22 protein-coding genes and 2 tRNA genes are annotated in these 24,670 nt (G+C 59.8%); 12 read left to right on the plus strand and 12 right to left on the minus strand.

The window, feature by feature from the left end:
• Nucleotides 1-22: 22 nt before the first annotated feature.
• The 3 genes from dnaG to ACR0DO_RS02300 all read right to left on the minus strand — a co-directional run bounded on the left by dnaG (nt 23) and on the right by ACR0DO_RS02300 (nt 3,912).
• The gene (gene dnaG / locus ACR0DO_RS02290) at nt 23-1,972 is read right to left on the minus strand and encodes a DNA primase (protein WP_480556441.1); all 1,950 of its coding nucleotides are present in this window, start codon (nt 1,970-1,972) and stop codon (nt 23-25) included.
• A gap of 80 nt (nt 1,973-2,052) precedes the next feature.
• Nucleotides 2,053-2,349 carry a hypothetical protein gene (locus ACR0DO_RS02295; protein ID WP_480556443.1) on the minus strand — a complete coding sequence of 99 codons (297 nt, stop codon included), beginning with the start codon at nt 2,347-2,349 and terminating at the stop codon, nt 2,053-2,055.
• A gap of 132 nt (nt 2,350-2,481) precedes the next feature.
• Complete coding sequence (locus tag ACR0DO_RS02300; protein ID WP_480556445.1) at nt 2,482-3,912, minus strand: Glu/Leu/Phe/Val family dehydrogenase; 1,431 nt, start codon at nt 3,910-3,912, stop codon at nt 2,482-2,484.
• 334 nt (nt 3,913-4,246) lie between these two features.
• Here ACR0DO_RS02300 and ACR0DO_RS02305 point away from each other — a divergent pair, with 334 nt between their 5' ends.
• Genes ACR0DO_RS02305 through ACR0DO_RS02315 form a run of 3 tightly spaced genes read left to right on the plus strand, consistent with a single transcriptional unit; the run spans nt 4,247 to nt 7,131 of the window.
• Nucleotides 4,247-5,983, plus strand: a complete 1,737-nt coding sequence (locus ACR0DO_RS02305; protein ID WP_480556447.1) for a pilus assembly protein TadG-related protein — start codon at nt 4,247-4,249, stop codon at nt 5,981-5,983.
• Nucleotides 5,980-6,510: a TadE/TadG family type IV pilus assembly protein gene (locus ACR0DO_RS02310; RefSeq protein WP_480556449.1), complete on the plus strand. Its 531-nt coding sequence runs from the start codon at nt 5,980-5,982 to the stop codon at nt 6,508-6,510. Before ACR0DO_RS02305 ends, ACR0DO_RS02310 begins: the two co-directional genes overlap by 4 nt.
• Complete coding sequence (locus ACR0DO_RS02315; RefSeq protein WP_480556451.1) at nt 6,511-7,131, plus strand: TadE/TadG family type IV pilus assembly protein; 621 nt, start codon at nt 6,511-6,513, stop codon at nt 7,129-7,131.
• Here the strand turns inward: ACR0DO_RS02315 and ACR0DO_RS02320 are convergent.
• On the minus strand, nt 7,079-7,573 hold the full coding sequence (locus ACR0DO_RS02320) for a hypothetical protein (protein ID WP_480556453.1): 495 nt from the start codon (nt 7,571-7,573) through the stop codon (nt 7,079-7,081). The two genes, ACR0DO_RS02315 and ACR0DO_RS02320, sit on opposite strands and share 53 nt — an antisense overlap.
• A gap of 156 nt (nt 7,574-7,729) precedes the next feature.
• On the opposite strand from ACR0DO_RS02320, the gene ACR0DO_RS02325 reads away from it, so the two are divergent.
• Nucleotides 7,730-8,641 carry a pirin family protein gene (locus ACR0DO_RS02325; RefSeq protein WP_480556454.1) on the plus strand — a complete coding sequence of 304 codons (912 nt, stop codon included), beginning with the start codon at nt 7,730-7,732 and terminating at the stop codon, nt 8,639-8,641.
• A 5-nt stretch (nt 8,642-8,646) separates the two neighbouring features.
• On the opposite strand, the gene ACR0DO_RS02330 is transcribed toward ACR0DO_RS02325, so the two are convergent.
• Nucleotides 8,647-9,234, minus strand: coding sequence for a TetR/AcrR family transcriptional regulator (locus ACR0DO_RS02330; protein WP_480556456.1), 588 nt, complete (start codon nt 9,232-9,234; stop codon nt 8,647-8,649).
• 99 nt (nt 9,235-9,333) lie between these two features.
• Here ACR0DO_RS02330 and ACR0DO_RS02335 point away from each other — a divergent pair, with 99 nt between their 5' ends.
• The 6 genes from ACR0DO_RS02335 to ACR0DO_RS02360 all read left to right on the plus strand — a co-directional run bounded on the left by ACR0DO_RS02335 (nt 9,334) and on the right by ACR0DO_RS02360 (nt 14,157).
• A complete protein-coding gene (locus ACR0DO_RS02335; protein WP_480556457.1) occupies nt 9,334-9,582 on the plus strand; it encodes a hypothetical protein in 249 nt (82 codons plus the stop codon).
• Between the two features lie 128 nt (nt 9,583-9,710).
• The gene (locus tag ACR0DO_RS02340; RefSeq protein WP_480556459.1) at nt 9,711-10,997 is read left to right on the plus strand and encodes a homoserine dehydrogenase; all 1,287 of its coding nucleotides are present in this window, start codon (nt 9,711-9,713) and stop codon (nt 10,995-10,997) included.
• A 69-nt stretch (nt 10,998-11,066) separates the two neighbouring features.
• On the plus strand, nt 11,067-12,050 hold the full coding sequence (gene glpX, locus ACR0DO_RS02345) for a class II fructose-bisphosphatase (RefSeq protein WP_170441569.1): 984 nt from the start codon (nt 11,067-11,069) through the stop codon (nt 12,048-12,050).
• 94 nt (nt 12,051-12,144) lie between these two features.
• Nucleotides 12,145-13,887, plus strand: coding sequence for a single-stranded-DNA-specific exonuclease RecJ (recJ, locus tag ACR0DO_RS02350; protein WP_480556460.1), 1,743 nt, complete (start codon nt 12,145-12,147; stop codon nt 13,885-13,887).
• 98 nt (nt 13,888-13,985) lie between these two features.
• Nucleotides 13,986-14,060: transfer RNA gene (locus tag ACR0DO_RS02355), tRNA-Glu, on the plus strand.
• A gap of 22 nt (nt 14,061-14,082) precedes the next feature.
• Nucleotides 14,083-14,157 (plus strand) — tRNA-Glu (locus ACR0DO_RS02360).
• Nucleotides 14,158-14,165: 8 nt separating this feature from the next.
• Here the strand turns inward: ACR0DO_RS02360 and ACR0DO_RS02365 are convergent.
• From ACR0DO_RS02365 to ACR0DO_RS02395, 7 genes are read right to left on the minus strand one after another with little or no spacing between them, the layout of a single operon-like run.
• Nucleotides 14,166-16,007 (minus strand): V-type ATP synthase subunit A, encoded by a 1,842-nt coding sequence (locus ACR0DO_RS02365; protein WP_480556461.1) that lies wholly within the window; start codon nt 16,005-16,007, stop codon nt 14,166-14,168.
• Entirely contained in the window at nt 16,004-16,696 is a 693-nt protein-coding gene (locus ACR0DO_RS02370) for a hypothetical protein (RefSeq protein WP_480556463.1), read from the minus strand. Before ACR0DO_RS02370 ends, ACR0DO_RS02365 begins: the two co-directional genes overlap by 4 nt.
• A 1-nt stretch (nt 16,697) precedes the next feature.
• Complete coding sequence (locus tag ACR0DO_RS02375; protein ID WP_480556464.1) at nt 16,698-17,375, minus strand: hypothetical protein; 678 nt, start codon at nt 17,373-17,375, stop codon at nt 16,698-16,700.
• A complete protein-coding gene (locus tag ACR0DO_RS02380) occupies nt 17,375-17,818 on the minus strand; it encodes an ATP synthase subunit C (protein WP_170441555.1) in 444 nt (147 codons plus the stop codon). Before ACR0DO_RS02380 ends, ACR0DO_RS02375 begins: the two co-directional genes overlap by 1 nt.
• A complete protein-coding gene (locus tag ACR0DO_RS02385; RefSeq protein ID WP_480556466.1) occupies nt 17,815-19,611 on the minus strand; it encodes a V-type ATP synthase subunit I in 1,797 nt (598 codons plus the stop codon). Before ACR0DO_RS02385 ends, ACR0DO_RS02380 begins: the two co-directional genes overlap by 4 nt.
• Nucleotides 19,608-20,213 (minus strand): V-type ATP synthase subunit D, encoded by a 606-nt coding sequence (locus ACR0DO_RS02390; protein ID WP_480556467.1) that lies wholly within the window; start codon nt 20,211-20,213, stop codon nt 19,608-19,610. Before ACR0DO_RS02390 ends, ACR0DO_RS02385 begins: the two co-directional genes overlap by 4 nt.
• Complete coding sequence (locus tag ACR0DO_RS02395; RefSeq protein ID WP_480556468.1) at nt 20,191-21,552, minus strand: V-type ATP synthase subunit B; 1,362 nt, start codon at nt 21,550-21,552, stop codon at nt 20,191-20,193. Before ACR0DO_RS02395 ends, ACR0DO_RS02390 begins: the two co-directional genes overlap by 23 nt.
• Before the next feature lie 243 nt (nt 21,553-21,795).
• On the opposite strand from ACR0DO_RS02395, the gene ACR0DO_RS02400 reads away from it, so the two are divergent.
• Complete coding sequence (locus ACR0DO_RS02400; protein ID WP_170441544.1) at nt 21,796-23,535, plus strand: ABC transporter substrate-binding protein; 1,740 nt, start codon at nt 21,796-21,798, stop codon at nt 23,533-23,535.
• An 84-nt stretch (nt 23,536-23,619) separates the two neighbouring features.
• Entirely contained in the window at nt 23,620-24,669 is a 1,050-nt protein-coding gene (locus ACR0DO_RS02405; RefSeq protein ID WP_480556470.1) for an ABC transporter ATP-binding protein, read from the plus strand.
• Nucleotide 24,670 lies beyond the last annotated feature (1 nt).

Below are 24,670 nucleotides of genomic sequence, written 5' to 3' on the forward strand. Positions count from 1 at the left end.
AGTGCCTTACGAAAACACCAGTTTAGCGGCGTTTCCGTTCAAAATTGATCCCGGACGTGATTGCCTTGAACGCGTCTTTCTCGTCGCGGTTGATTCGCGCGCCATTGTCGGCGATGTCGAAAACGGCCCTGTCCTCGTTCTGGCTGCGGCTTGTGCGGTTGCGCTCTTCGGCGGCCTGGGCCAGCCGGTATGTCAGCGCCTCATCGGCCAGATCGGACAGTTCCTCTGCAGCTTCGGCAATCTCAGCATCCAACCCCCTGAGAGCTTTGATCTTTGCGAGTTCCTCGGCCAGCGTCATCTCGGCCTTTTCAACGTCGCCCGGTTTGTGCACACAGGGGATTACTGCGACATGGCGAAGGGCCAGCAGGTTTTCAAGGGCTTCCGGCCCCAAAGTTTCAGCAATGTGGTCCTGCAGGTGATCCGGGTCATCAATCGCATGGCGCAGAATGGCATGGCGCAGGGACGCGTGATCGGGGTCACGGCACTCCATCTCTTCCAACTGGTGCTCGAATTGCACGACGACCTGCGGGTTCAACGCCGCGATTGCCAGAATCGCCGCTTCACGCAGTTGAATTTCCGCCCCCTCGGATGACGCCAGGAATGAAGCGCGCGCACCGGGTGTTGCCGGCTGTTTCTGCGGCTGCCACTTGCCGCGCGGCTGCCATGGGCGGTTCTGAGGTTGCCGCTGCGGGCGGAACAGCTGCCAGCGCAGGTCTTTGATTTCCTGCCCGTAATGCGAGCGGATCGAGGGATCACGGATCAGCTTGATCTTGTCGCGTAGCACCTTGTCCAGTGCCGCCTTGCGCTCGGGGCTGTCGAACACCTTGCCCTCGGTTTCGCGCTGCCACAGCAGCTTGACCATTGGGATGGCCCCGTCCAGCACGGCCTGCACCGCGCCCGCCCCTTCGGCCCGCAACAGATCATCCGGGTCCTTGCCCTCGGGCATCAGAGCAAAGCGAAGGGATTTTCCTGCCTCCAGCAGCGGCAAGGCCAGATCGACGGCGCGCATCGCGGCGCGCAGGCCCGCTGTGTCGCCATCCAGCGCGATGATCGGCTCGTCCGAGATACGCCAGAGCAGTTGCAACTGATGCTCGGTAATCGCGGTGCCCAACGGCGCGACCGAAGCCCCAAACCCGGCCTCGGCCAGCGCGATCACGTCCATATATCCTTCGGCCACGATCAGAGGCTGCCCCTTCCCCGCCGCCTGCCGCGCAGGGCCATGATTGTAGAGGCTGCGACCTTTATCAAAAAGATCGGTCTCGGGTGAGTTCAGGTATTTCGCGTTGTCGTTGGGGTCCATCGCCCGACCGCCAAAAGCGATGCACCGCCCGCGCGGGTCGCGGATCGGGTACATGATCCGGTTGCGGAACGTGTCATAGGGCTTTTTGCCCTTGTTCGAAGGCTTCGCCAACCCGGCCCCGAGGATCAAATCCTCGGCCACGTTTTTGCCACGCAGATGATCCCACAGCGCCTGCCAGCCGTCCGGGGCAAATCCGATCTCCCACCGTTCCAACGCCTGTGCGCCCAACCCGCGGCGGGTCAGGTAGTCACGCGCAGCGCCCCCTGCCCCGGTCTTGAACTGCAGACGGAAGAACTGCACCGCCTGCTCCATCACTTCGGCCAATTGCGAGCGTCGGTCCTGCTTCTCCTGCGCTTTTGGGTCACGTGCAGGCATCGGCATTCCGGCCTCACGGGCCAGAATCTCAACCGCTTCTATGAACGAGACGTTCTCGGTCTCTTTCACAAAGCTGATCGCGTCGCCTTTGGCGTGGCAGCCGAAGCAGTAATAAAACCCCTTTTGGTCATCCACATGGAACGAGGCCGTCTTTTCATGGTGAAACGGGCACGGCGCCCACATGTCGCCCTTGCCCTGATTGGACTTGCGCGCATCCCACATGACTTTGCGCCCAACGACCTGAGACAGGCTCAGCCGGGTGCGCAGCTCATCAAGGAAACCGGGGGGCAGGGACATGGGTCAAACCTGACAGAAATGAAAACGCGCGCCAAGGGGATGACGCGCGGTTGTCCACAGGGAAATGTCGGTCCTGTGGATTATTGCTGCAGGCATAGTTCCAGCCACGCGGCGCCAAGGTCTTTTTTGCGGACGTCACGCATCTTTTGTTCATAGACCCAGGGCGTGATCAGAGGAATCGCATTGTTGTAGTTGTCGGGCCATGTCGGGCTGGTATCAGCCACCGCCTGCGGAACGTCGCGTTCCTTTACCTTATCCAGGCGCGCTTGCTGAATCGCCGCAACGACATCGGCCTGATGCTGGCAGCTTTGTTCTTTGGTTTCCTGAGCAGCCACAGGTGTGGCCAGAAACAGGGCCGCGATGGCGGTACGCAACATGGGGGTCTCCCGGAATCGTTTCTTTCGCGGCAGCTTACCCTTGGCAGGGCTTGCCCGCCATTGTCGTTTTGCACCTCTCGCTATCGTGTTGCGCTGGGGCGACCGATCAGACCCGCCCGCCCCAGCTAGAACTCAAAGCCCCTTGGCGCGATAGCTTTTCGAAACGCGGTCGATGGCCACGATATAGGCCGCCGTCCGCAAGTCCTCGACATCGTCGCGGCTGTGCCACACCTCACGCATGGACTGATAGGCAATGCGCATGGTGTCATCCAGACCCGAACGCACCAGCTCCAGTTCATCCGCGCCGCGAAGGTACTTGGCCTTGAAGTCCGGAGACATCGACCACGCATCGCCCAGGTAACGGTCCAGCCGCTCCAGTTCGCTGACGATCAACTCGTGCCGCGCCTCTTCCTGACGGCGCTGCATCCGGCCAAAGCGGATATGGCTCAGGTTTTTGACCCATTCGAAGTAGGACACCGTCACACCGCCCGCATTCGCGTACATGTCCGGGATGATCACTGTGCCTTTCTTGCGCAGAATCTCATCCGCGCCCGCTGTCACAGGACCATTCGCTGCCTCGATGATCAGCGGCGCCTTGATCCGCTCGGCATTGGACAGGTTGATCACACCCTCAAGCGCCGCCGGGATGAGGATATCGCAATCCGCCTCAAGAACCTCGGTCCCCTCGGCCGAATGCGTTGCGTCCGGGTAATTGCTGACGCCGCCATGCTTCACGATCCACTGCCGGACGGATTCAACATCGATCCCGTCGGGATTGTACAGCGCACCATCCCATTCAATGATGCCAACGATCCGCGAGCCGTCCTCCTCGCTCAGGAACTTGGCCGCGTGGTAGCCCACGTTGCCCAACCCTTGAACAATGATGCGTTTGCCATCCAGCTTGCCCGACAGGCCCGCCTTCTGCACATCCTCGGGGTGGCGGAAAAATTCACGCAACGCGTATTGAATGCCCCGCCCGGTCGCCTCGACCCGTCCCGAGATACCCCCCGCATTCAGCGGCTTGCCCGTCACACTGGCGCGCGCGTTGATATCGGTCGTGTTCATGCGGGCGTATTGGTCTGCCATCCAGGCCATCTCACGCTCGCCCGTGCCCATATCCGGCGCAGGCACGTTCTGAGACGGGTTGATCAGGTCGCGCTTGGCCAGTTCATAGGCGAACCGCCGGGTGATCTGCTCAAGCTCATGCTCTTCATATTGGCGGGGATCGATGCACAGACCCCCCTTCGAGCCGCCAAACGGCGTTTCGACCAGAGCACATTTGTAAGTCATCAGCGCCGCCAGCGCCTCGACCTCGTCCTGGTTCACCGCCAGGGCGTAGCGAATGCCGCCCTTCACCGGTTCCATGTGCTCGGAATGAACCGAACGATAGCCGGTAAAGGTATGAATTTCACCCCGCAGGCGCACACCGAAGCGCACGGTGTAGGTGGCATTGCAAACCCGGATCTTTTCCTCCAGCCCCGGAGGCAAATCCATCAGGGACGCTGCCCTGTTGAACATGAGATCCACACTCTCTCGAAAGCTGGGTTCTGTGATGGCCGTCATATAATCCTCCGTGCCAGCGAACGACTTACGTTCTGACGTTTTGTCGCACCCACTGTGTAAACGATCAATATTTAAGCGAAAATAAAACCGACAAATCCCGAGGGACGTTTTCCGAGCCCCCCCTGAGTCGCCAACCCCGGATCGCCCTGTCGGAATTGTCGCCCATACGACAACAGAAGCACCTAACGCACTCAAATTATCCCGCTTTTTCCGGCAAACCGGTCAAGACGGCGGCTTTTTCGCCTAAATCCCGCCACGTTTCGGCGTTAATTTTTGAAAGTTAATATTTCCTTGGCAGTTTGGATGTCTGCTCAGCGAGGTCGTCAAAATGATAATGCGCGTTTTTAGAAACGGCTCTAAGAAATTCAAGAGCTTCACTCCTTCGGCTCGTCGTTTCGCCCGGGACGAAGATGGTGGCGTGTTCACGATCTTCGTGCTGACCGGCTTCATCATAATCATCACGCTGACTGGCATGGGCGTGGACATGATGCACTTTGAGCGCGACAGGGCGAACCTGCAGGCGACACTGGACCGTGCAGTTCTGGCGGCCGCCGACCTGGATCAGGAACTGCCCCCGGCGGAAGTCGTCAAAGACTATTTCAAAAAGTCCGGCGTCAAAGGCCGGTTGACGAAAGAACCTGCCGTTACGCCGGGTTTTGGCTCAAGACGGGTGACGGCCGAGGCGGAAGCGGTCGTCAAAACGGCCTTCATGTACTTCGCGGGCATCCCCGAGCTTAGGGCTTCGGTTACCAGCACAGCGGAAGAATCCGTGGGCGCGATCGAGATTTCGCTGGTTCTCGACATGTCCGGGTCGATGGACGATCCGTCTGCCGAGGCTGGGAAAGACAAGATTCAGGTTCTGCGGGAAGCGGCCAAGGAATTTGTGACGACGATGTACGAAAAGGAAAATCCCGAGAAGATTTCGATCTCGATTGTTCCTTACGCCACACAAGTAAATGCCGGCGAGAACATTCTTGGCAAATTCACAGGTGTATCCAATGAGCATAACTACTCTCACTGCGTGAACTTCACGGGTAGTCAATTCAAAGAACACAACGTGAAGCCCGCAACGGTGCTTGAACGTACGGCCCATTTCGACCGGTACAGATCGAACAACGCTGCCTACCAGTGGGAACACAACCGTAGACCAACCTGCCCCACCCGAGCCGGCAGTGAGATCACTCCGGTGACAAACGACATTTCGGAACTTCATGGCCAGATTGACGCGCTGACTGCGAGCGGCAACACGTCAATTGACATTGGAATGAAATGGGCCGCGGCGCTGGTGGATCCCGCTTTCCAGCCCATCATCTCCAAATTGGCAAATCAGAAAAAAGACCCGGACTCGGACGCAGAGGATGCACCGACGGTCGTCCCGAAAGAATTCGCGAACCGGCCCAAGGAATACACGTCTGATGTTCAAAAGATCATCATCGTCATGACCGACGGATACAACACCAGTCAGTGGAAACTGAGAAGTTCGTTGCGCAGCGGGAATTCCCCCGTTTGGTACAATCCCAACTACTCGCAACAGGAATCCAGGTACAATTGGGACACTCGCAGATGGGAAACGGTGACGGTTCAAGGCGAGTACAGCGTCCGCATGTCAACAAATCCGAACCGGTACTACTGGTCTCGTCAGGAACGGTGGAACATGGATCACCGCTATGGGGACATGGACAGTGAGGACGGTACCGCCGTTCGCCTGACTTACCCAGAGCTTTTCGCTCTCACATCGCTCCGCTGGAACGCACTGAACAACTTTTATCCGTGGGACGGCAGCGCGCTCAGCGACTGGTATTCAAATGCCTATTCGTCGGTTTCAAGAAGTACCAAGAACACGCGTACAAATGACATTTGCTCTGCCATCAAAAACCAAGGGGTGCTGGTTTACGGCATTGCTTTCGAGGCGCCTGACGCAGGTCTGACCACGATCGAAAACTGCGCCACCAAGCCCAGCATGGTTTATGAGGTCAACAGCACCGGCAATCTGGGTGATGAGAACCTTACGCTCGAAGAGGCATTCCGCTCCATTGCCTCGTCGATCAAACGACTGAGGCTGACACAATGATCCGCAAGCTTCTAAAGAAACTCGTTCGGTTCAAGCGGTCTGAAGACGGGTCGCTGACCGTTGAGTTTGTCTTGATCTTTCCGGCCTATCTCTTCTTCATCATGGGCGCTGTCGAATACTCGATGGTCACGATTCAGCAGTCGTTGCTGGAACGCTCAATAGACATCGTCGTGCGTGATATTCGCCTGGGAACCGATTCCGTGATCACTCACGACACGATCAAGGAAGATATCTGCGACAGAGCGGGAATTATCCCAAGCTGTTCCCGCAACCTCAGGCTGGAAATGATCCTTCAGGACGCCTTTACCGGCTTGGATTTCCCAGTGGAACCGGATTGCGTCAACAGAGAGGAAGAGGCCAAACCGGCCCGGAACTTCGAAGCGGGTGCGTCAAACGCACTGATGATACTTCGCGCCTGTGCCAAAGTTGATCCAATTTTCCCGACCACCGCGATGGGGCGCGCTTTGCAAAGCGACGATGGCTTGGTCACGCTAACGGCGATCACCGCCTTTGTTCAGGAGCCTTAAATGACACGTTATTTTTTAAGTTTCCGGCAATTTCTGGCCCGGTTCGCCCGCAGCGAACATGGCGGCCTCGCATTCGAGGGAATTGTGGTTTTCCCAATTTTCGTCTGGTCGATCACGCTTGGGTACACGTTCTTTGACGGGTTCCGCCAAAATACCGCCAACCTAAAAGCTGCGTACACTGTAGGTGACCTTATCTCGCGTGAAACGGACGAGTTGACCGACACCTATGCACAATCCATGTACACCGTTATGCGGCGGATGGTGAACAACAACTCGACGCTGAAGATGCGTTTGTCATTCATCATGTATCAAGAAGACGATGACCGTCACTACGTGCATTGGTCCACAACCTGCGGGTTTGTCGGCACATGGGACAACTCCAACATCGACAGAATAAAAGAAAATTTGCCCCCGATGTCGGATCTGGACACTTTGATCCTTGTTGAAACGCTGAACGACTATAACCCGTTGTTCAAAACCGGTTGGTTGACCAAAGATCATGAATTCACCAACTTCGTATTCACCCGACCGCGCTTTACTGATCTGGTGAAAGCGCCCGATATTTCGCCTATTTTCTGTCAAGGGGATGCAGGGCCTGTGGATGTAGCAACAACGAGCTAAGCACATCCGTCATGAATTTGGTTTCGGCGGCAGCAGTCATGCCGCCGACGCCCACCCGGCGTCCCACACGCCACCATAGTCCGGGCGCCCAGCTGTTTTCTCCGCCAACGCGTGTTTTCAACAGAAACCCGTTCGAAGGTTTAAACGCAAAGACCCCTCGGTCAACTGCCTCGATATCCTCTACTTTCGCGATCAGGTGCCCTGCCCCGGTGCGGAGTTCAGATTGCGTCAGCTCGATCCAGTCATTTGTTGCGTGCCACATGCGATATGCCAGCCAGAACGCGGCGCCGCCAACAACCAGCAGAAAAACCAGCCAAAGGGGTTCGGGCGGCTGCGCCAGTGCCACCGACAGGACCAGAATGCCGACGATGCTCAGCATCCCGACGCCAAGCCAACGTCTGGCGGGTGACGGCTTAATAGTGGCCAGAATGTCTTGTTGCATATGAACCCCTGTCGTTTTCCTGTGGGTTTAGCGGCTTTCGGCGGGGAAAAACAGGGGGTCGGCTACTGCTGATTTTTGCACATTTCCCGTTCTTTTCTGCCGATTGACGCTGTCGTGGCCGAAAATACATGGTGACCAAAGCTTCAGGAGGCCACTATGTCCCTACGACCCGTTCTGGAAACCCGGAAAGCCATCTCAGCAATCGAGGGCGCTGGCGTAAAGCTACACCGCGCGTTCGGGTTCCAGGACCCGTCCGAGCTTGACCCGTTTCTGCTGTTCGATGACTTCCGGAACGAACGTCCTCAGGACTATCAGGCCGGGTTTCCGTGGCACCCTCATCGCGGGATCGAGACGATCACCTATGTGCTGGCCGGATCGGTCGAACATTCGGATTCGCTGGGCAACACCGGCACGCTTGGCGCCGGAGACGTTCAGTGGATGACCGCAGGATCCGGAATTCTGCATCAGGAAATGCCGGCCGGCAACGCGTCAGGCCAGATGCATGGGTTCCAATTGTGGGGCAACCTGCCCCAAGCGCAAAAGATGACCGCGCCGCGCTATCAAGACGTCCAGAGCAAGGACATCCCGGAGATCACCGATGACGACGGCACCACCGTGCGCGTGATCGTAGGTCAGTTCTGGGGCAAGACCGGCCCGGTCGACGGCATCGCTGCCGACCCGCAATATCTGGACGTCCATGTTCCGGCGGGGGTCAAAAAGACGTTTAAGATCGATACGTACCGCCGCGCCTTTGCCTATGTATTCGAAGGTCAGGCTGCCTTTGCCGATGCCTCGCAACCCTCTGGCATCCTGCTGGAAAAGGAAGTCGCCGGGCAAGAGGTCAATATCCGCGACATGTCCGGCGACCGGACGCTGGTCCGGTTTGGTACCGGGGATGAAATCACGGTTCAGGCCGGGCCTGAAGGTGTGCGGTTCCTGCTGATCTCAGGCGCGCCGATCAACGAGCCGGTCGCCTGGCACGGACCCATCGTTATGAATACGCGAACCGAGCTTGAGCAAGCCTTTCGAGAGCTGCGCAACGGCACCTTCATTCGCCCTGCGCATTAAGCCAATCAGGCCGAAACCGACCGGCGGACCATGTCCCAATAGACTTGTTCGACCTCATCCAGCGACAGACGTCCGCCGGCGCGATACCACGTCATCACACCGTTCAGCATCGCGATCACCGCCAATGTCGCGATCTTGGTGTCGGCGATATCAAACACCCCGGCCGCCTGCCCCGCGCGCAGGATCGCCTCAAGCGCGTCTTCATAGCGGCGGCGCAGCGCTTCGATCTCTGTAAAATTCTCGGGCGTCAGGTTGCGCAGTTCCATATAGGCGATGAACACCTCATCCGGGCGCTGGAGGTGAAAGCGGATGTGGAACCCGACAAACTGCCGCAAAGCCTCGGACGCATCGCCCGGCTGATCCAACGCGTCATAGGCTGCCAGCAAGTCCTGCATGTGTTCGTGCATCAAACGGAACAGCAAGCTCTGCTTGTCGGGCGTGTAGTTATACAACGCCCCCGCCTGCACGCCGACCTCACCCGCAATCTGACGCATTGAGACGGCGGCATAGCCGTGACGGGCAAACAGCCCCAGCGCTGCCTTTCGGATACGTGGGCCGGTGATATCGGAATGTGAACCTTGCGTACGTGCCATTCCCGCAGCGTATCTGAACGTTTGTTCAGATAGAACCCCGCTTGAACCAACGCCATAAAAGGTGCATCACGTTTGCAATCGATCTTGAAAGGGTTCTGAATGAAGCCCCTGCCTTTGCTGATCCTGCTGCTCGCCTGTGTCGGATGCGCCGATTTTCCGGAACTGGAGGGGCGTGAGCAGCCCGACGTCAGATCGGCCCGCTATCCTACGCTTATCCCCATTCAGGAAAGCCTCGGCCCGCCAGTTGACCCGGTGAACGAGGCCGCCGAGGTCGAAGAGGATCTTGTTGCCCGGCGTGAAGCGCTGGAGAAAAAGGCACAAGACCTTCAGGCTGCGGAAATCAACTGACCCTCAACGATTCAAGGCCCGCCCCGGGCCGCGACGCATTGCACCCTAGCGCCGAACCCGCTAAGGCAGCGCTGAACGGGCGGCAGGCCCGATACGATGAAGTTTTCGAGCGGAAAGGAACCCACGGGATGACACAGGCGCTGCGGCTTGGAATTGCGGGCTTGGGAACGGTTGGCGTGGGTGTCGTGAAGATCGTCCGCCGCCATGCAGACCTGTTGCGGGCGCGTACGGGGCGGTCTGTGGAAATCGTCGCCGTGTCGGCGCGCGATGCCGGCAAAGACCGTGGCGTGAACCTTTCCGACTATGCCTGGGAAACCGATCCGGTGGCGCTGGCAAAACGTGATGATATCGACGTGTTTGTCGAGTTGATCGGCGGCGAGAACGGCCCCGCCAAAGCCTCGGTCGAGGCAGCACTGGCCACCGGCAAAGACGTTGTCACCGCGAACAAGGCGTTGCTGGCGATCCACGGCCAGGACCTCGCCGAAAAGGCCGAGGCCGCAGGCCGCGTGATCCGGTTCGAGGCCGCCGTGGCAGGCGGCATCCCGGTCATCAAATCCCTGACCGAAGGGCTGGCCGGAAACGAGATCACCCGCGTCATGGGCGTGATGAACGGCACCTGCAACTATATCCTGACCCGGATGCAGTCGCAGGAGCTGGGCTATAACGCCCTGTTCGAGGAATGCGCGCAACTTGGATATCTGGAGGCTGACCCGAACCTCGACGTCGGCGGCATTGATGCTGCACACAAACTGGCGCTGCTGTCCTCGATCGCGTTCGGGACCAAGCCGAATTTCGACGGCATTCAGATCGAAGGCATTCAGCAGATCAGCCTGGACGACATCCATCAGGCCGACGACATGGGCTATCGCATCAAGCTGCTGGGCGTTGCGCAACGCTCGGCGCGTGGTCTGGAACAGCGGATGCAGCCGTGCCTAGTGCCCAGCAGTTCGCCCCTTGGGCAACTGGAAGGCGGAACCAACATGGTGGTGATCGAAGGTGACGCGGTCGAGCAGGTTGTTCTGCGCGGCCCCGGTGCGGGCGAAGGCCCCACGGCCAGCGCCGTGATGGGCGATGTCTGCGATCTGGCGCGCGGACTGCATATCCCGACCTTTGGCCGCCCCGCGACCTCACTGCAAGATGCCCAGCCTGCCGTGACCGGCCTGCCCGCGCCCTATTATCTGCGTCTTGCCCTGTTCGACAAACCCGGTGCGCTGGCCAAGGTGGCGGCCATTCTGGGCGATGCGGGCGTTTCGATCGACCGGATGCGCCAATACGGCCATTCCGAAAGCACCGCGCCAGTTCTGATCGTGACCCACAAGACCACGCGCGCCACGCTGGACGTGGCCCTGGAAGGGCTGCGCGAGACCGACGTGGTGGCCGGAGAACCCGTTGCATTGCGGATTGAAGAGGTTTGACCCTTGCGGCCTGCATGAAACGCAGGCTATCCCGAACAAAACGCCTTTACTGACCTGAGGATACCGAACATGAGTGCTGCCAAAGTAGATTTCAACGACCGACTGCTGTCTCTGGGCCTTGCGCGGGTGGCAGAACAGGCTGCACTGGCGTCGGCCTCTCTGGTCGGTCGCGGTGACGAAAAAGCCGCCGATCAGGCCGCCGTGAACGCGATGCGCGAACAGCTGAACCTGCTGGATATCGCGGGCGTGGTCGTCATCGGTGAAGGTGAGCGCGACGAAGCGCCGATGCTGTATATCGGCGAAGAGGTCGGCACCGGCGAAGGCCCCGGCGTGGACATCGCGCTGGACCCGCTGGAAGGCACCACGCTGACCGCCAAGGACATGCCCAACGCGCTGACCGTGATTGCCATGGGCCCGCGCGGCTCAATGCTGCACGCGCCCGACGTCTACATGGACAAGCTGGCCGTTGGTCCGGGCTTTCCTGAAGGTGTCGTCAATCTGGACATGAGCCCCCGCGAGCGTGTCGAAGCGCTGGCCAAAGCCAAGGGCTGTGAACCTGCCGACATCACCGTTTGCATTCTGGAACGCCCGCGTCACGAGGCGATGATCGCCGAGGTGCGCGAAACCGGTGCTTCGATCCGCCTGATCACCGATGGTGACGTGGCCGGCGTCATGCACTGCGCCGAAAGCGAAGAGACCGGCATCGACATGTATATGGGCCAGGGCGGCGCGCCCGAGGGCGTTCTGGCCGCAGCTGCGCTGAAATGCATGGGCGGTCAGATCTTTGGCCGCTTGCTGTTCCGCAACGATGACGAACGTGGCCGCGCCGCCAAGGCGGGCATCACCGATCTGGACCGCGTCTATGCACGCGACGAGATGGTCACCGCAGACGTGATCTTTGCCGCAACCGGCGTGACCGGTGGCTCGCTGCTGCCGCGTATCAAGCGCGAACCCGGTTGGGTGGAAACCACCACTCTGCTGATGCGCTCGAAAACCGGGTCGGTGCGTCGCATGACCTACCGCACGCCGATGTGGTCACACGACAACGCCTAACCGCTTGCGTCGCCGCCTTCGGCGAGAGTATTTGTAAAAAGATGAAGAGGCCGGGCCCAGTTGGTGTCCGGCCTTGACCTATGGAGGCAGGGATTTGAGTTTTCTGGGGGTTGAGCAGTCCCTGAACGGACGGCGTTGGGTTGGCCCTTCGGCCGAGACCGACCGGGCCACCGAGATGCTGGTGCAGCAGGCGGGTCTGCCTCGTGCCGTATGTCAGGTTCTGGCACGGCGCGGCGTTCCCGCGATGGAAGCCGACGGGTTTCTTGAGCCCAAGTTGAAAGAGCTGCTGCCCGACCCGCGGTCGATGAAAGACATGGAAACCGCCGCAACGCGGTTTCTGACGGCGGCACGGAACAAACAACGGATCGCGGTCTTTGCGGATTATGACGTGGACGGAGGCAGCTCGGCCGCGTTGCTGCTGGTCTGGTTGCGTCAGATGGGCATGCAGGCGACGCTTTATGTTCCCGACCGGATCGACGAAGGATATGGCCCGAACGTCCCGGCCATGCAGGAACTGGCGGCTAACCACGACCTGATCATCTGCGTCGACTGCGGGACGCTCAGCCACGAGCCCATCGCGGCCGCCAAGGGCGCGGACGTCATCGTGTTGGACCACCACCTGGGCGCTGAGACCCTGCCCGATTGCGTCGCCGTGGTGAACCCGAACCGGCAGGACGAAAGCGGCGATCTTGGGTATCTCTGCGCGGCTGGTGTTGTGTTTTTGATGCTGGTCGAGGCCGGGCGGCAGCTACGAGAGGCAGGTGTCAAAGGCCCCGACTTGATTTCCCTGCTGGACCTTGTGGCGCTGGCGACCGTGGCCGATGTCGCGCCGCTGATCGGCGCGAACCGAGCACTGGTGCGTCAGGGGTTGAAGGTCATGGCGCAGCGGCAACGACCTGGTCTGGTGGCCCTGTCCGATGTGGCGCGCATGGACTCGGCGCCCAACAGTTACCACCTGGGCTTTCTGCTTGGTCCGCGCGTGAATGCGGGGGGGCGGATTGGGCAGGCCGATCTGGGGGCGCGGTTGCTGAGCACGGAGTCGATGCACGAGGCCGAGGCGCTGTCGCAGCGGCTGGATGAACTGAACACCGAGCGTCGCGATATTGAAAACGCAGTGCGCGCGGCCGCGCTGGAACAGGCCGAGGAACGGGGATTGGACGCGCCCTTGGTCTGGGCGGCGGGCGAAGGCTGGCATCCAGGCGTGGTTGGCATCGTGGCATCGCGCTTGAAGGAAAACGCGAACCGCCCGGCGATTGTCATCGGCTTTGACGGGGATGAGGGCAAAGGCTCGGGCCGATCAGTATCTGGCGTTGACCTCGGAGCGTCAATCCAGCGGCTGGCGTCCGAGGGGCTGCTGGTCAAAGGCGGAGGCCACAAGATGGCGGCGGGTCTGACAGTGATGCGGGATCAGTTGGAACCGGCAATGGCGCGTTTGACCGAGTTGCTGGCCAAACAAGGCGCAGGCGAAGGCGGACCAGCCGACCTGAAACTGGACGGCGCCCTGATGCCGGGCGCGGCCACGATTGATCTGATCGAACAGATCGAAAAGGCGGGTCCGTTCGGGGCCAGCGCCCCTGCCCCGCGCTACGCCCTGCCCGACCTGCAGGTGCGCTTTGCCAAACGCGTTGGCGAGTCTCATCTGAAACTGTCTCTGGCCGACGGTGTTGGGGGCGGCCTGGACGCCATCGCCTTTGGGGCGTTTGACGGGCCGATGGGTGAAAAGCTGTCCAACCACGGCGGCGCACGGTTCCATTTCGCCGGGCGGCTTGAGGTGAACACATGGGGCGGACGGCAGAGCGTGCAGCTCAGGCTCGAGGATGCGGCGCAAGCAAATTAAACCCGATTTCAGGCCCGTGAAAAAACTTTCCCACGCTTGCGTTTTTCGGCTTGCGGGGGTGCAAGGTAAACCGTAAAAGGCCCTCCACAAGCCAGCGTGGCCCGTTCGTCTATCGGTTAGGACGCCAGGTTTTCAACCTGGAAAGAGGGGTTCGATTCCCCTACGGGCTGCCACTTGTGCTTGTTTGGACCAAATGGCCCGTTCGTCTATCGGTTAGGACGCCAGGTTTTCAACCTGGAAAGAGGGGTTCGATTCCCCTACGGGCTGCCATTTCCTGCTTACACCCCGAGCTTGTCGCGGCACAGATCAGTGATCTGCCCCCAGATCGATTTGAATTCCGGTGTGTTTTCTGCTGCATAGTGAAAGTTCTTCATCAGCCCGGTCAGCTGTGTGAACACCTGCCGCACCTCAGCCTTGTCCGCGAATGACGCCGTCGATTGGGTCACGTCATAGACCAGCTTGAAGGTCATCTTCTGACGCTCTAGCGGAACCGTGGCATCGACCTTGTCGAAGGCGTCCTGCTGCAGATAGACCATGTCCACGAACAGCGCCTTTTGCTGGGTCACGAAATCTTCGATGGTGACACCCTCTTCACCGGTCACCTGCATCATCTGATCAACCTGCTCACCTTTTTCGATCAAATCCAGCAGATCGCGCACCTTGCCGGTCCAGCCGGGCTCAGCGTTCTTGTCGTACCAGTCCGAAAGCTGATCGGTATAGCGCGACCAGCTAAGCATCGGATCGACCGCCGGGTAGAACCGCTTGTAGGCACGTTCCGAAGACAGACCGAGGAAGCATTTCACCGTGGACAGCGTCGACTGCGTGACCGGCTCATCAAAGTTACCACCCGCAGGCGAGACCGTGCCGATCAGGGTCAGGCTGCCCAGATCGCCATCGTTGGTTTTCATCGCACCGGCGCGCTCGTACAGGCCCTTGATCGAGCTTTCCAGATAGGCGGGAAAACCTTCCTCGCCGGGGATTTCCTCAAGTTTGCCAGAGGTTTCACGCATCGCCTGCGCCCAGCGGCTGGTGCTGTCTGCGATCAACAGCACGTCATAGCCCATCTGGCGGTAATACTCGCCCAGCGTGATGCCGGTGAAGATCGACGCCTCGCGCGCGGCAACCGGCATCGAGGACGTGTTGCAGATGATGATGGTCCGGTCCATCAGGCTGCCGCCGGTGGTCGGGTCGGTCATTTTGGGGAATTCGTGAATCGTCTCGACCACCTCACCCGCGCGTTCACCGCAGGCCACGACGATCACGATATCCACCTTTGCGTTCCGCGCGATCAGGTTTTGCAGCACTGTCTTACCCGCCCCGAACGGCCCCGGAATACAGGCCGTCCCCCCGCGTGCGATTGGGAAGAACGTGTCGATCAGGCGCTGAGACGTCAAAACCGGTTCAGTTGGATAAAGCCGCTCGGACGACGCGCGTTTCAGGATGCTTTCCGGCAACGGGCGCCGCACCGGCCATTTCTGTGAGAGGGTCAGTGTGTGTTCGCCCCCCTGCTCATCCTCAAGGCGCGCAACGATATCGTGGATCGTAGCGGCGCCCTTTTGCACCCAAACCACCTTGTAATCGCCCACCCAGTTAAACGGCAGCATGATTTTATGGTTGAAATGACCCTCGGGCACGGTTCCGATACTGTCGCCCGCCGTGACCGTATCGCCGACCTTGACCGAAGGCGTGAACGACCATTTGGCCTGCGTGTCCAGCGGGGCCACGTCCGCCCCCCGCGGCAGAAAGGTACCGAATTCGGCTGCCACCTTGGGCAGCGGCGATTGCAGACCGTCGAACACCTGCCCCAGCAAACCCGGTGCCAGCTCAACCGACAGCAACTGCCCCGATTGTTCGACCGGGTCGCCCACAGCCACGCCGTCGGTACTTTCGTATACTTGCACGTCGGCGATGTCGCCGCGTACCCGCAGCACTTCGGCCTTCAAACGCTCCTGACGGCCACCAGGACCGGGACGTGTCGGAAGGATAAACACAACCTCGTTCTTGACCAACTGCCCAGGCCGCCCCGAAGCATCGTGATTGGCCTGAATCTGCACCAGCCCCTCCTGTACCGAGACAACACGGGCGGTGGCGGTCTGCGTGGTGGGGGTTGGGGCTGTCATGCGCTTGCTCCATCAAAGTCTAGCCCGGCAACACCGGCCATCGCCTGTTGTGCCAGACGTTCAAATCGTGTGGCCGCGTCCTGCGCATTGCTTTGCGCCCAGCGATCGAAAATGTTCCAGATCAGCACGTAAATCGCCACGGCTTCGAAATCGAACAGGTGGCGGGCGGCGTGCTTTTTCAGCTGCGTATGGCTGACCGACAAGAGCAAACGCTCCAGCCCCAGCGGATCTTCCGCATCCAGCAACTGTTTGGCCTCTTTGATCCAGGGCATCGGCCCGTCCAGCTTGAAGATCGGGTCGCTCCAGTTGGCGGGGATGTGGCGGCTCCATCGCCCCATTCCAAAGGTAGCCGTGGGCGGGCTGCCCCCTTGCTGGCGCAGACGCAGCGCAGCGACAGCCGTGCGAAGGTCCAGCCGTTCCGCAAATACCTTTCGCAAGGTAGGCTGCGGAATGTCTTCCAGTGCCTCTTTGCACCGTTCAATGGCCTGAGCGTCCGTGACGTCCATGTCATAATCGCTCCAATTCAGAGCGTGCTCCAACACCTTCAAAACACGCGCATCTTCAGATGTCAGCGCGGTCAACCGGCGATCCAGACGCAACCGCGACAGCGGCGGCTGTTTGGCAACAAACAACCGTTCCGAGCCCGGCAAGCTGCTGATCAGCGCGATATAGGCGTCGGGGTCCGACATGCTACCGGATCACCCCTTCCAACACCGCGCGGAAACGAGGCTGCAGATGCTCCATCAACAGCGAGGCGACGGCCTTGTTGGTCAGGTCCAGCACCACACCCTGATCCTCAGCCCGAACGCGGATACCGTCCTGCGCATCGTCCGAGGCGTGCAGTTCGACCTGCTCACGCAACATATCTGCGGTCAGTCCCAGCACGTATTTGGTCAGCTTGCCGGATTGAATGTCATCAGCGTTCTGCTTGATGTCTTCCTGCGTTGCGACCTTGGCGGGCAGAATGACCTGCACCTTGCCGTCCAGCTTGGCTTCAGTTGAGGCACGTCCCACCACCTCAAGGATCATTTGCTTCAGCAACTCCGGATCACCCATTTCCTTGGTGACCAGACGTTCGACATCTTCGCGAAACCGATCCGTCAGGCCCGCTTTCATGGTCAAAACCGCGTCTCGCATGGCGGTATTCAGCGCCTCTTCACCCGCCGCACGGTAATTGTCGGATTCGCTGCGGGCCTTTTTCTGATACGCATCCGCTTCGCGTTTGGCATCAGCCAGAATCTTCGCGGCCTCGGCCTTTGCCTCCGCGCGCAGTTTCTCGGCATCCGCCTGCCCGGCCGCCACCCCATCACTGCGCAGCTTGTCGATCAGAGCATCGACACCGTGCGAAATCATCCCATCCTGTGCCATTAGCTGATCCCCGCGCTGATGACGAGGGCAAAGACAAAGGCAAAGACGCCAAAACCTTCGATGATCGCGGCGGGTGCCAGCGACAGACCGAAGATTTCAGGCTTCTCCTTAGTCGCGTTGATCGCTGCCGCACAGGCCCGGCCCTGCCAGATGCCGCAATACATCAGCGCGATGCCCGACAGGATACCGATCCCGAACAGCCCGCCCGCGTTATCCGGCGTCACGTCGCGGTTCAGCGTGAACATGATGACGATGCCATAGATCACCATGGTCGACGGAAAGGCAGAAACACCGACGAACCGGCCATAGCCGCCCTCGGTTTCGGTCATGGCGCCGATACTGGCCATCCCCGCAATCGAGCAGCCGATGGCGCTTGCGGCCGCGCCCAGCGCCATGGGCGCGTAAATCCCCAGCCAACCCAATGTCAGAACAAGCTCATTCATTCCTGAACCTCCTTGCGGGCGAACGGGCGAAAGACGATGCCTTCATCCGGCAGACCCCATTTAAAGAATTCGATGTAATTGAGACGCAATCCGTGGACGACGCCGCTCATCAACGCGAGGGCGAAGTTGAGGATATGGCCGATGATCAGGATCAAAAGACCGAACAGGATGCCCGGCCCTTTCAACGCGTGGATCACCGACATGGCCAGATCATTGAAGGTAATCGCCAGCGATGCCGAGGCCAGCCCCAGCGCGAACAGGCGCATGTAACTCAGCACGTCTCCGAATGCGCCCATGGCCCCGGCAAGGCCCTGAACCCCGTCGATCAGGCGCCAAATCCAGTCGGTGGGCTTCTTGATCACACGCTCGCTGGAGAACAGCAGGATCGCCACCGCGCCCACAATCAGAATTGCCGCCCCCGGTGTCGGGGAATCCCCCTTCATGTAGCTGAGCCACAGGACAAACCCACCAATCAGCGCCGCGATCCAACCCAGATTGGCGATGGCTTTCCTTTGCCCCCACGCTGCCCGCGCGGCCAGAGCATTGGCCAGCACCAGATGCAGAACACCGACGACAATCGACACCATCATCATGGCCCCGAAATTGTTCATATCCAGCAGCTTGAGCCTGGCCCAGATTGACCCATCGGGCGGAGAAACTCCGAAATAGCTGCCGACCAGAATGCCGTAGATGATCGTCGCGCCCGAGATGATCAGACCATACAGCCGCCATGATCTTTGCCCGACCGTTCTGCCCATCCGCTTCCAGAACAGCAGCAGACCCAGCAGGATGACAGCCCCATAGCCCGCGTCGGCCACGATCATCGCGAAGAAGAACGCAAACGACACGGCGACGATAATGCTTGGGTCCCAATCCTTGTAGCCGGGCACTTGATAAAATAGCGCCAAGTCAACGGCAGCACTGCGTTTTTCCGGTTGCTCCAACAACGTGGGTGGGGCGTCATCCGGCCCCGGTTCTTCGATCAGAACGGCTGCATCCTTGGCTTTGGCCATCTCGATTACGGCATCAATGCGATCCTCGGGCACCCAGCCTTGCAGGGCGAACATCGCCTCTTCGTCGCGGACCTTCTGGGTCGCATGTGCCAGCTCTGCTGCGCTTTCGGCCACCGAAAGGTTGCGCCGCATCAGCGTCAGATACCGGGTCTGAGCAACCCGTTCAGCCTCAAGCGCTTCGATGGCGATCTCGGCTTCTTCCAGTTGCGCCTCCAACTCGTGAATGGGCAGCGATCCGGTATGAGTGCGCGGAACCGGTAGGATGTCGTCAGCGGGTTCTTCCGGAGCAATCAGGACGGCGTAGATGAACCGGTGATCCTGCTCCAGAATGGCCCAGGGCAGCGTCAGACCAGGCAGCGCATCGCGGTGCTTTACCGGCAGTTGGTAGAACCACAGTCGATTGCCCGCCAGCACGTCATCGGGCGGGAAGTCCAGATCCCCCCACGGCCGCACCTGAGTGATCCGATGGGCCAGAAAATCCCGCCGGTCAGTCATATCCCGCGTACGCTGCATCAGGCCCAGCACGCCCTTGACGAACTGGTCCATGTCAAAATCCAGGTCCCGTTGTATCTGGCGGCGTGGTTCGGGCACATCTGTCAGGAAACGCAATGCCTTATAGGCGTCTCTTGCGCCACGTTCGCTGATCTTTTCGGGTTCAGCCGGAGGCGGAGCCAGCGGCAGCACGTGCATACAACCCAAGTCCTGTAACGCCTCAAGCGTCTGGGTCTTCTGCCCGGCGCGTCCGACCAACGACAGTTTCTTGAGACGCGCGACACTCATGACACCGCCTGTTGCGCGTGTTTGCGCTTGGAGATTTTCGAGCGCACGACAGACTGCATCTGCTCATCGCTCAAATAGATGCGGATTTTCTTGATATTGGCCTTGGCGCGTGGGATCAGGACCTTTTCAAACAGGTTGACGCGTTGGGTGATCGTGGCGACGGCCTTGTCGAAAATCTTCACCCGCTCCTCTGCCACTTTGACCCGCAGGCGTGCCTCGATCATGTCATGCAGCAACTGCGCCGCCGCATCGACCCAATGTGGTTTGGCCAGCAGTGAATAGGGTCGGACAGCAACCTCGATCCGGTCGAGCGCGGGCATTTTCACACCCACGACGTTGACCTCTTTGACCTTGTAGTCCTTGAGTTCGACCAGCCCGTCCAGATCGATGCCCTGTTGCGCCAGCATCGGCAGCTTGGCCCCGACCTGCTGGGCCAGTTCCTTCACCTCTTCCTCAAGCCGCCGCACATCCTCGCGCGCTTTGGCACGTTCCGCCATCAACTGCTGACGCTTCAGGTCCAGCGACGGCAGGAACCGCTCATAGCATTTCAGCTGCGTCTGCTGGCGGGCCAGCGACGATTTATTCAGCTGCAACCGCGCCATTTGTATCCTTCGGGAAATACTTGTCGACCAGAGCCTGCTTCATCAGCAGTTGTTCAGGCTGGAAGCACTCAGCCAGCGTTTTCCATCCCAGATCCAGCGCGTCCTCCAGCGGGATCGAGACGTTGATGTCCATGAACCGCTTGCGGAACAGCGCGCCGAATTTCAGTAACTGGTGATCATAATCCGACAAATCAAACGCCATCGCCTGTTTCTGTGCAGCATCACGGCTTTCGGAATAAAACCGGATCATCGTGTTCATGATCTGCCCGTGATCTTCGCGCGTGGTCTTGCCGATCACGTTCTGCTTGAGGCGCGACAGGCTGCCGAATGGGTCGATCACGCCCGAGTGCAGATAGAACTGCCCTTCAGTGATATAGCCGGTGTTGTCCGGAACCGGATGGGTCACGTCATTGCCGGGCATCGTCGTCACGGTCAACACCGTCACCGATCCGCCCTTGGCGTAATCACAGGCTTTCTCGTACCGCCGCGCCAGTTGCGAGTAGAGATCGCCCATATAGCCGCGCTGCGAAGGCACCCGTTCCTGACTGATACCCACCTCTTTCATAGCGTCTGCAAAGGCCGTCATGTCGGTCATCAGGACCAGCACGCGCTTGCCCTCTTCCACCGCGAATTTCTCGGCCACGGCCAGCGCCATGTCCGGCACCAGCAGGCGTTCGACCAAGGGGTCCATCGCCTGATTGACGAACATCACCGTGCGCGAGAACACGCCCGCATCCTCGAAAGACGTCCGGAACGTGTGGTAGTCGTCAAAGATCAGCCCCAGCCCGCCAAACACCACGATGTCGGCGTCGGCCTGAATGCCGATTCGGCTGAGGAAGGCGTTGAATGGCTCACCCGACACCGAAAAGATCGGGATTTTCTGGCTTTCGACCAATGTGTTGAACACATCGATCATCGGCACATCGGTACGGATCATCTTGTTGGGCACCGCACGTTCGGCCGGGTTCACGGTCGGCCCGCCAATATCAATCCGCGGCTCGGACGACAGGTCCGGCCCGCCATCAATCGCCACCCCCGCCCCATCGAACACGCGGCCCAGAATGTTGGCCGAATAAGGCGTCTGCATCGGATGACCAAGGAAGGTTGCAGTGGCTTCGGTCGAGATCCCCTTGGTGCCGGAAAACACCTGCAAGGTCACCACGTCGTGGTCGATGAAGATCGCCTGCGCCAGGGTTTTATGCCCATCGACCGTCTCGATCACCGCCAAGTCATTGAACCGAACTGCTGCATCAGCAGACCCGTCCAACGGCACCCTGACCTTGATCGTATCCCCGACAATTTCCAGTACACGCGTGTATTTCAACAGACTCTGGGACATTGCCTATCCTCATACGTCCAAGTGAATTTCGCCAATCGGCGCCACGTCAATCAGCGGCATTTTTTGTAATCGCGAGTGCAGCTTACAACGAATTCACAAATTGACAACCGAGGATACATTGCCGTCGCGGCCCCCTACAGAAACTCAATTACTAAAAATTTAGTTTGACACATACGCAAGAAATCGCTGATGCTGTCCGGCATCCGGTTCGCGCCGGAAACCATAATCTTTGGGAGGAGACAGATGCGGAGACATCTACTTTCCGCAGTGGCGGCGGCTGCCGTCATTGCGGGGCACGGGTCCGCTTGGGCCGACGAAGCCGCAGCACAACGCTGGATCGACGACGAGTTCCAGCCATCGACCCTGTCGAAAGACGAACAGATGGCCGAAATGCAGTGGTTCATCGAAGCTGCACAACCTTACGCTGGCATGGAAATCAACGTCCTGTCCGAAGGCATCCCGACCCACTCGTACGAATCCGAGGTTCTGACCAAGGCGTTCGAGGAAATCACCGGCATCAAGGTCAACCACCAGATCCTTGGCGAAGGCGAAGTGGTTCAGGCCGTTCAGACGCAGCTGCAGACCGGCCGGAACCTGTATGACGGTTATGTCAATGACAGTGACCTGATTGGCACGCATTCGCGCCTGCAACTGGCCTATCCGCTAACCGACATGATGGGGGGTGACTGGGCGGCGACAACCTCGCCGACGCTGGATCTGGATGACTTCATGGGTATCCAGTTCACCACCGGCCCGGACGGCAAGCTGTACCAGCTGCCGGATCAGCAGTTCGCGAACCTGTACTGGTTCCGCAAGGACTGGTTCGATGACGAAGCCAACAAGGCCGCGTTCAAAGAGAAATACGGCTATGACTTGGGCGTTCCGGTCAACTGGTCAGCCTATGAGGACATCGCCGAATTCTTCACCAACGATGTGAAGGAAATCGATGGCGTCGCGATCTATGGCCACATGGATTACGGCAAGCGCGCGCCTGACCTGGGCTGGCGCATGACTGACGCGTGGTTGTCGATGGCCGGTGCCGGTGACGTGGGCGAGCCGAACGGCGTCCCGGTCGACGAATGGGGCATCCGCATGGAAGCGGGCACCTGCAACCCTGTTGGTGCGTCCGTCTCGCGCGGTGGTGCTGCAAACGGCCCGGCTGCGGTCTATGCGATCCGCAAATGGGATGAGTGGTTGCGGAACTATGCGCCTCCGGGTGCGGCGTCTTATGACTTCTACCAGTCGCTGCCGGCGCTCAGCCAGGGCAACGTGGCCCAGCAAATCTTCTGGTACACCGCCTTTACCGCCGACATGGTCAAGCCGAAGTCCGAAGGCAACAACACCGTGGATGACGAAGGCACGCCGCTGTGGCGGATGGCGCCCAGCCCGCATGGCCCCTACTGGGAAGAAGGTCAGAAAGTCGGTTATCAGGACGTGGGCTCCTGGACCTTCTTGAAATCGACCCCGGCGGATCGCGCTCAGGCTGCGTGGCTATACGCTCAGTTCGTGACGTCCAAGACTGTCGATGTGAAGAAATCCCATGTGGGTCTGACCTTCATCCGCGACAGCTCGGTCAACCACGAGTCGTTCACCGAACGCGCGCCCAAGCTGGGTGGTCTGGTCGAGTTCTACCGCTCGCCTGACCGTGTGGCATGGTCGCCGACCGGCATCAACGTTCCGGATTATCCGAAGCTGGCCCAGATCTGGTGGCAGCAGATCGGTGACGTGAACTCGGGCGCCTTCACCCCGCAAGAGGCGATGGACCGTCTGGCCGAAGAGATGGACATCACCATGGCCCGTATGCAGGCCGCGGATGAAAGCGCCGGTGTCTACGGTGGCTGTGGCCCGCGTCTGAACGAACCGCAGGATCCTGCCTTCTGGCTGGAAAAAGCGGGTTCGCCCAAGGCCAAGCTGGAGAACGAAAAGCCGCAGGGCCAAACCGTCAACTATGACGAACTGGTTCAGCGCTGGCAGTCTCAGTAACGCCGTGAAAACCGGGGGTGCCGTTTGCGGCATCCCCGCCCCAAAAGACCAGTGCGATGCACTGAAGGACCGGAACCCACGGACATGATCGAACTACAAAACGCCACCAAACGGGTTGGCAATGTCATCCATATCAAGCCCACGAACCTGACGCTGCAGACCGGCCACTTCAATGTGCTGCTGGGCGCGACGGGATCGGGCAAGACCTCTCTGATCAAGATGATGGCCGGGCTGGACCCGATCGCCTCGGGCAAGGTTCTGATGGATGGGCAGGACGTGACCCGGCTGAACACGCAAAAGCGGCAGATCAGCCTGGTGCACCAGTTCTTTGTGAACTACCCACATATGACCGTATTCGACAACATTGCTTCGCCGCTGCGCGTTGCCGGCATGGCGCAATCCGAGGTCGAAGGCCGCGTCGAAGAGGCCGCAGACCTGCTGCAATTGCGCCCGATGTTGCACCGCCGCCCGCATGAGCTGTCGGGTGGTCAACAACAACGAACCGCGCTGGCCCGCGCCATAGCCAAGGAAAGCCGTGCGGTGTTTCTGGACGAACCGCTGGCGAACCTCGACTACAAGCTGCGCGAGGAACTGCGTGAGCAACTGCCGGACCTGTTCGCAGGCCGCGGGGCTGTGGTGGTCTATGCCACATCCGAACCCGAAGAGGCCCTGCTGCTGGGCGGCTACACCGCGCTGATGGAAGACGGCCGCGTCACTCAGTTCGGACCTACCGCCGACATCTATCGCAACCCTGAAAACATCGCTGCGGCGCGCGTGTTCTCGGACCCGCCGATCAACGTGGCCCGCATTACTGTTTCAGGCGCGCAGGCGCAACTTGCTGGCGGCGGCGGCTGGGCTGTCGCCGACATGGCCGACGGAGATTACATGGTCGCCGTGCGACCCCATCGGGTGACGCCGTTCCGCACCACGGATGCCGATGTAGAACTGACCGGGCGGGTGATCGTGACCGAGCTGTCGGGCTCGGATTCCAGCGCGCATTTCCAGCATGGCGAGGACGCATGGGTATCGCTGGCTGCGGGTGTGCATCCCTATCAGGTGGGCGAGGACCACAGCTTTTACATGAACCCGGCACATTGCCGGTACTTCGGCCAAGACGGCCAAAGGGTGGCCTGAC

This window comes from Ruegeria sp. AM9 (genome assembly GCF_056540565.1).